The sequence below is a fragment of the Caballeronia glebae genome, assembly GCF_001545035.1.
GTDB classification, from domain to species: Bacteria; Pseudomonadota; Gammaproteobacteria; order Burkholderiales; family Burkholderiaceae; genus Caballeronia; species Caballeronia glebae.
Genome location: NZ_FCOJ02000159.1, coordinates 1 through 1,716, shown reverse-complemented (window position 1 = coordinate 1,716; position 1,716 = coordinate 1). Strand labels below are relative to the sequence as shown.

General features: G+C 56.0%; 1 protein-coding gene. It reads right to left on the bottom strand.

Going from position 1 to position 1,716, the window contains the following annotated elements; all coding sequences use genetic code 11:
- The coding region (locus AWB82_RS36580) for a type VI secretion system Vgr family protein (protein ID WP_086974099.1) at nt 1-1,442 on the bottom strand (1,442 nt) is incomplete at its 3' end.
- Nucleotides 1,443-1,716 lie beyond the last annotated feature (274 nt).

Genomic DNA, 1,716 nt, shown 5'->3' with positions numbered 1-1,716 from the left:
GTGTTATTCAGGTTATTAACCAGATCCGGATTCAGGCTGTCATGAAGGGAGCCCACGATCACAGGCCTATTCGGATTTTGCGCCGTAAAAAGCAGCCCAACCTCCGTGCCGTGAATCAGCGGCATGTGATGCCCGTAGTCCGCTCCCGCATATGGCTTCGCCATCCGGATCGGCCGACTCGCCCCACCCGGACTCCACTCGTCCAGATCGAACGGCATCTTGACGACGTACCGGCCTTTCTCATCCAAATAGCCGTAGTGGTAATTCCCTGGCGAATCCACCCTGGCCGGCCAAAGACCCTCGGCCTTCGGACGGACGATCGAGTCGATACTCGTGCGCCATCTGCGATCGGCCGGAATCGCCCGAAAGTTGTTCCAGTACGACACGCCCCGGCCACCGCCGCAGCGCATCGACGTGATGAACAGGCCATTGGGCGCATCCTTGGGATTGACATCCAGCCGGATCACCTCGCCGACTTCGAGCGAGAACGGATTGCCCCGACCGCGATAGCTGATCTGCGTGGCGATGTAAGCCTCGTGACGCAGACGCGCGATTTGCCGGCCTTCTTCCAGCGTTTCGTAATGCTCGCCCCAGGTTCCGTCCACCCCGTCGGTGGTCTCGTCCGCACGCGCGGTGTTTTCTTCGACCAACAGATTGACGTCCGCCTGACGATGGTTGTAATCGTTCAACTGCACCGCTTCGGGCACGCGCTGCGTGATGGTTCTGAGCGAACGGATCGACTCCGCGCCCGCGCTTTCGAGCCCCGAGTGGCTGCGATACGGCACCACCCGCTGCTTGCGGGCATACGCGTCCAGATCGTCGCCGAAGATGATGACAGTGCGATCATTTTTCTGCTCGAAGCGAAACCAGATGCCCGCTTCAGCGCAAAGGCGCTGAATGAACGCAAACGTGGTTTCGTAAAACTGAGTGATGTATTCAAAGCGCTTATATTTGCCGCGCAGACCTTTAAAATCAAAATCGACGCCCAGCCGATAGTCGTAGTGGCGCAATGTGTCGGTAATAATCTCGACGACGGATTGCTTCTGAAACAATCGGGATTTGCGGCCTCGTGCCAATTCCGCAATTTTTGGCACCAGCGTGACGCGATAGCGCGTTTCATCCGCGGACGTACTGAGGGTTTCGAACTTATCGATGACGCCATGCGTGACGGCGGGTGGCGGGGCCTTGCTGAATTGTTTCCAGCGTTCGCCGAACATCTGCCGCAAATAGGCTTCTTGCGGATCGACGGGATCGATGGTGAAGACCGCGGGCCGTCCAATGACTTGATCCATCGGGATGTCGGCAACCGCGCTCGTGAACTCGATGTTGAACTCGTAAAGCTCGCTGATTTCCGCCTCTCCGCCAAATCTTAATATTGAGATCGGCGCGGGCTGGGGTTTGATTTGGAGGATATACCCTTGAGATGGCAACACCATGGACATGCAAAGAACTCCCTGAACTCAAGCCGTTTGCGCAACGACAACATGGGGACAACCCTGTTCATGTGCTTGTCGTGTAGGAATGCCGACATATCCAGAACGGGCCAATTATCGGTATGTTGACCTATAAAATCACTGCTTGGAGGCAAGCATCATTCCGACTTCGGCTCGAACTAATTTGATTCAGTTAGTTAGCCGGAAAAACAGATTTGATTTTCGGACCAGTCTTAGAGATGAGCTGCCTAGGTTAGCTAAGCCGACAATCACGAGCCGAGGC